The organism is Trebonia sp. (genome assembly GCF_049794275.1).
Classification (GTDB): Bacteria; Actinomycetota; Actinomycetes; order Streptosporangiales; family Streptosporangiaceae; genus Trebonia.
In genome coordinates this window covers 1-5,394 of record NZ_JBARCR010000895.1, presented here as the reverse complement: position 1 = coordinate 5,394, position 5,394 = coordinate 1, and the positions used below count along the sequence as shown (strand labels likewise).

At 66.1% G+C, this 5,394-nt stretch carries 5 protein-coding genes; 2 read left to right on the top strand and 3 right to left on the bottom strand.

The genetic code is table 11. The annotated features are described in order from the left end of the window. The first annotated feature begins 147 nt into the window (after window positions 1-147). Window positions 148-1,650: a PfkB family carbohydrate kinase gene (locus WA805_RS23045; RefSeq protein WP_422286050.1), complete on the top strand. Its 1,503-nt coding sequence runs from the start codon at window positions 148-150 to the stop codon at window positions 1,648-1,650. Between the two features lie 56 nt (window positions 1,651-1,706). Beyond that, on the top strand, window positions 1,707-2,327 hold the full coding sequence (locus WA805_RS23040; protein WP_424559755.1) for a GTP cyclohydrolase II: 621 nt from the start codon (window positions 1,707-1,709) through the stop codon (window positions 2,325-2,327). Window positions 2,328-3,013: 686 nt separating this feature from the next. Here the strand turns inward: WA805_RS23040 and WA805_RS23035 are convergent. The 3 genes from WA805_RS23035 to WA805_RS23025 form a co-directional block, all read right to left on the bottom strand. Continuing rightward, window positions 3,014-3,517: a DinB family protein gene (locus WA805_RS23035; protein WP_422290197.1), complete on the bottom strand. Its 504-nt coding sequence runs from the start codon at window positions 3,515-3,517 to the stop codon at window positions 3,014-3,016. Between the two features lie 16 nt (window positions 3,518-3,533). After that, complete coding sequence (locus tag WA805_RS23030) at window positions 3,534-4,697, bottom strand: acyl-CoA dehydrogenase family protein (RefSeq protein ID WP_422290199.1); 1,164 nt, start codon at window positions 4,695-4,697, stop codon at window positions 3,534-3,536. Window positions 4,698-4,722: 25 nt separating this feature from the next. Next, the coding region (locus tag WA805_RS23025) for a tetratricopeptide repeat protein (protein WP_425243384.1) at window positions 4,723-5,394 on the bottom strand (672 nt) is incomplete at its 5' end.

Below are 5,394 nucleotides of genomic sequence, written 5' to 3'. Positions count from 1 at the left end.
TAGACGCCGGTGGCGCCCGCACCCTCAGCTGCGGCGGGTTGTTGTAGCAAATCACTGACACGAGCGTCGGCAGTCTGCTAGACAATTGTCCTGCAAATGACGCTATGATTGCCCAGATCAGTCAGCTGTCGCCCAGGGATGCCAACTATGAGCTGGGACTACCCTCCCATGACCGCTGCGGGCGTCAAGGCAACCTTGAAGAGCCTGCGCACGCGGGTTGGGCTGCGGCCCGATCGCATCACGAGCACCTCGCTGGCACTCGACACACTTGAGCGGCTTGCCTCAGTCCGGTACCTCCAAGATCAGGGACTTGATCGCGCCACGGCGATCGTTGAGGCGGTCCGCGAGGCGGCAGCAGGACTTCCGGTCACGGAGAGCCTGATCGTCGATGCCGCCCTTTCGCTGCGGCTGAATGCGGAGGCGGGGGCTGAAGCGGATCTATACGCCGAGGGGCTTTCGGACCGGCGCCTTGCGCTGATTCAGGAATGGGACAGGCTGCACGCTGCGCGCGGCGTGCAGCCGCCTCCGGTGCCCACCGTACGAAGCCTGCGCTTTGAGCAAGAGGAAGCCGCCCTTGGGCTGCTCGCCAGCGTGCTGGTTGGGGAGGAACTGGAACGAAGGCCACCGGTTATAACCGGATCCAACCAAGAGCACCAAGAGAAGGATGAGCGCGCGGCCGTCGTCATTGGCGCGGCCGTTCACGACGTCAGTTGCCGAGTGAGGGACATCCCGGCTCCCAACACCTCGGTGCAGGCATACGCGTTCGAGGAACGCCCCGGCGGCAAGGGACTGAACCAAGCGGTAGGCCTAGCACGCCTGGGCACGAAGGTGAGGCTGATCAGCGCACTTGGCTCGGATCAGGCGGGAACTGAAATTCTCGAATTCCTGCGCACCGAAGGCGTCGATGCGGACTACGTGGAGACGCGGCACGGCAGCATGTCCCCGCGGACCGTAGTTCTCGCGTCCAAGAACGGCTCGTACTGGCACATTGGCTGGAAGAACGAGCACGAAGTTCGAATCAGTAACGCATTCCTGCGACGCGCGGCCTTCCAGAGCATTATCGAGACAGCTTCCGTCGTTCTGCTCACTTTGGAACCTCCCAGGGACACCGTTGTGACGGTCCTTGAGGTGGTCGAGCGGTCGAAGCGGTGCCCGCTTGTCGTCACGGCCTCGCCGCCGATCGAGGGTCCGCCGCTGGCGGCAAGTAAGCTCCGCCTGATCGACTACCTGATCGCCACCGAGCTGGAGTTGCGCTACATGCTTGAAGACGCCGGGGACGATGATGACGCGCTCAGCGAGCAGGACATCGTCCACCGGCTCCTGCTCGCCGGCGTGGGCACCATCTGCGTGCTCGGCCCCAACCAGTGCCGTTTCTATGGTGTACCTGACGATTTCGTGCAGCCGCCGCCTGCCGCGTTGATCACCACCGACCAGTCGGCCTCGATGGACGCCTTTGCCGCCGGCTTGGCGTCGCGAATCGCCGTTCATCATATGGCAACTCAGCAGGATTTCTATTACGCTTATCATGCCATGCTGGTTGCTGGACAACGCTTTGGCACTTCGTCCTCGCTTCCCAGGCACGGCGAAATCACTTCCTTTGAAGAGCTGCTCAACGAACGAGCCGGAACCGTCGTCGGGGGTAATCAGTGACTGCAGCGCCAGTAAAGCATGACATTTCGGTCGACGGCAGGTCGGCTCCCGTCCGAATGCACAGCTCTTTTGGGTCGGATCCAAAAGTTTATTCGAATGCCGCTGTCGCTTATGGCGAGGTGCGGGACGGTTGCCTCGTGAGGGTCCACTCACGGTGCTTGTATTCAGAGGTATTCGACTCCCGTGAATGCGATTGCGGGTGGCAGCTCAAGAGGTCACGCGAACTGCTCACGGTCCAGGGCGGTGTGCTGATCTACCTTGACCAGGAAGGCCGAGGGGCGGGCCTGTGGGCAAAGGCAAATGCTTACCTGCTAAACAATGAAGAAGGGCTTGATACCTATGAAGCCTACGATAGGCTTGGCCTGAGCCACGACTCGCGCGAATATGCGGATGCGGTGCAGATCCTCGACGAGCTTGGCCTTACCTCGGTGCGGTTGCTGACCAACAACCCCGCCAAGATCGAAGCCCTGGAGAAAGCGGGCATCACCGTGGCCCACGTTCCCCTCCAGGCGCAGCCTACGCCGACGACTGTGGCCTACCTGCAGGCGAAGAAGCGCAACGGGCATCTACTGTTACCGACCAGTTCGTTGACATCTCCCAGTAGCTGTCGGACTATTGTCGCTATAGGAGACTTTTCTCTGACAGCTGTCCGGGGACAGTCTGGGGACACCGCTTGACGGGGGTGCGCCCATGTCCAGCGCCGCAACTCCTGCCGAACGGCAGGATTACCTTCAAAGACTTCTGGCAATCGCAGAAGATGCGAAGGTCAAGAGGTTCGCCTTGGCACGCGCCGGAGATCTTGAGCTAGCTGAGGACGCCCTCCAGCAGACCTATGACTCGATGGCGCGGATCAAGGATCCGGGAGGAATCCAAGACCTGAAGGCTTACTTCTACAGGGTGCTGATCCGCGCCATCTACGCCCTGCGCGCACAGCTGGGGGCGATTCTGCCCAGCGATTTCACGGGTCTTGCCGACGCGAATCAGGGCAACATCAGCGGTGGGGCGCTCCCCAGGCCGGTCGACGAGACGGTGGCCGTCGATCTGCTCGCCCGTGGCTGGCTAGAGCGCTTCATTGCAGAGCGCGCGTCCCTGTTCGCGGCGGTACCCGGCCGTTCCTCCGACCCCGGCCGTTATAGCGAGCTCATCGTCAGCGTCGCCGAGCAGGTCCTCAGATCGCTAGTCGCCGCTGACGTGTGCGACGCCGACGGCAACCAGGCCCTGCGCGTCGCCTACCCGGAGTGGTTCGCCGAGCTCGGCGGCAAGGTCGGCAACGCTCATCAGCGTTTCAGCCGGGCCCGTGCCGATGTGCGCGGCCTGCTCCGGATGATCGTCAACCGCGACGAGCTATATCCGTTAGCCGCTGTTAGACGCCGGTGGTGCCGTCGATGCGCTCGCGCAGCAGGTCGGCGTGGCCGAGGTGGCGGGCGTACTCCTCGATCATGTGCAGGTAGATCAGCCGCAGCGACACCGTCTGCCCGTTGTGCGTGAACGTGGCGTCGAGCGGCGCGTTGTCCGCCGCCGCGTCGGCCAGCCGGCACTCCTCGGTGTACCGCGCGTAGTCCGCGGCCGCCCGTGCCGGATCGGTTGCCTTCCAGGCGGCTTCCGGCTCGTAGGCGTCGTCGATGGGCTCGTCGGCGAACCGCTGGCGGAACCACGTGCGCTCCACCCGCGTCATGTGCCGGAGCAGTCCGAGCAGGGACAGCTCCGACGGCGGCACCGCCCGCTCCGCCAGCTGTGTGCCGGTCAGCCCGGCGCACTTGTTCAGCAGCGTCGCCCGTTGCCAGTCGAGGAAGGCCTGCAGCATCGGCCGCTCGCCGCCGGCCAGCGGCCCTTCCTGCCGGGTTACCTCAGGTGCGGTCCAGGTCACCTGACCATCATGTCACTCAGGTGAAGGCGCTGAGGCCCGTGATCGCGCGGCCGACGACGAGAGTGTTGATCTCCCTGGTGCCTTCGTAGGAGTAGATCGCCTCCGCGTCCGCCACGAACCGGCCGACCTGGTGCTCGAGCAGGATGCCGTTGCCGCCGAGCAGCTCGCGGGCGTAGCCGACCGATTCCCGCATCCGCACCGTGCAGAACGCCTTCGCCAGCGCGGAGTGCTCGTCGGCGGCCTCCCCGGCGGCCTGGAGCTGGGCGAGCCTGGTGCACAGGCACGCCGACGCGGTGATGTTGCCGAGCATCCGCACCAGCAGGTCCTGCACGAGCTGGAAGCCCGCGATCGGCCTGCCGAACTGCTCCCGCTCCTTCGCGTACGCGAGCGCGTGCTCGTAGGCGCCCATCGCGCAGCCGACCGCCTGCCAGGCCACGCCGGCCCGAGTCAGCCTGAGCACCGCGGCGGTCTGCCGGAACGACGTCGCCCGCTGCAGCCTGCTGGACTCGGGGACCCGCACGCCGTCGAGCGTGATGTACGCGTTCTGCACGACGCGCAGCGCGATCTTGTCCTTCATCTTCGTGGTGGACAGGCCCGCTGTCCCCTTCTCCACGACGAAGCCCTTCACCTGGCCGTCGGCCGCGTCGCGCGCCCAGATGATGATGTAGTCGGCGAAGGTCGCGTTCCCGATCCACTTCTTCTGGCCGTCGATCACCCATTCGTCGCCGTCCCGGCGGCACGTCGTGGTCAGCCCGCCGGCCACGCCCGAGCCGACGTCGGGCTCGGTCAGGCCGAACGCGCCGATCTTCTCCATCCGGGCCATCGCGGGCAGCCAGCGTTCCTTCTGCTCTTCCGAGCCGCACAGGTAGATGGAGCCCATCGCCAGCCCGCTGTGCACGCCGAGGAACGTGGACATGGACGGGTCCGACCTGGCCAGCTCCATCGCGAGCACCCCGTCGAGCAGCGGGCCGCCGCCGGGGCAGCCGTAGCCCTCGTAGGCGACTCCCGCGATGCCCAGGCCGGCGATCTCCGGGATCAGGTGGTACGGGAACTCCTCCCGCGTCCAGTAGCCGTTGATCACCGGCTCGACCTCTTTGACCAGGAATTCCCTGGTGCGCCGGACGGCGTCCCGTCCGGCGTCGGTCAGCAGCTGCTCGATCCCGTAGAAGTCACTGCTCATGAAGCCCTCTATCCCCCCGCGGGGATCAGGTCATGCGGTCACCAGGGCGCTGGTTCTTGCTGACTGGTGAGCGGAGCCGGGCGGTGGCGGTGATCCTGGCCGCGATCGTGATGAGGATGGCGATCGGCAGCGTCTGCGGCAGCTCGCTGGGCGGCACGAACGCGACGGCGGCGAACGCGACGGCCACCCCGCCGATGGCGACGAACAGCGCCGTCGCGACCCGGCGGGTGCGCAGCGTGCGCCGGACCAGCCCGCGCGCTTCCCGCGGCAGCCGCAGCAGCACCAGGCCGAAGCTCGCGACGGCGCCCGCCGCCAGCACGCCGAACCCGACGGCGAACGGGAACCTGTCCACGTGCATGACGGCGGGCACCCACAGCATGAGCAGCGCGACCAGCACGAAGACGTAGATCATCCGGGACAGCGTGCGCAAGATGACCACGTCGATGTTCCTGCTGTAGATGTGCTCGCCTGGCGTGGTCCGCGCCGCGTTGATGAAGTGCCTGATCGCGCCCGCGGTGTCGTGCCTGCGCAGCCGGATCCTGCCGAGCTCGTTCATCGCGCCGCTGTGCGCCGGGTCAAGGGCGAGCGCGCGCTCCTGGTGCCCGCGGGCCGAGTCGAGGTCTCCGCGGGCCAGCGCCACCTTGCCGGACAGGAAGTGCACGTCGGGCTCGTTCGGGGCGAGGCGGCGGGCCTCCTC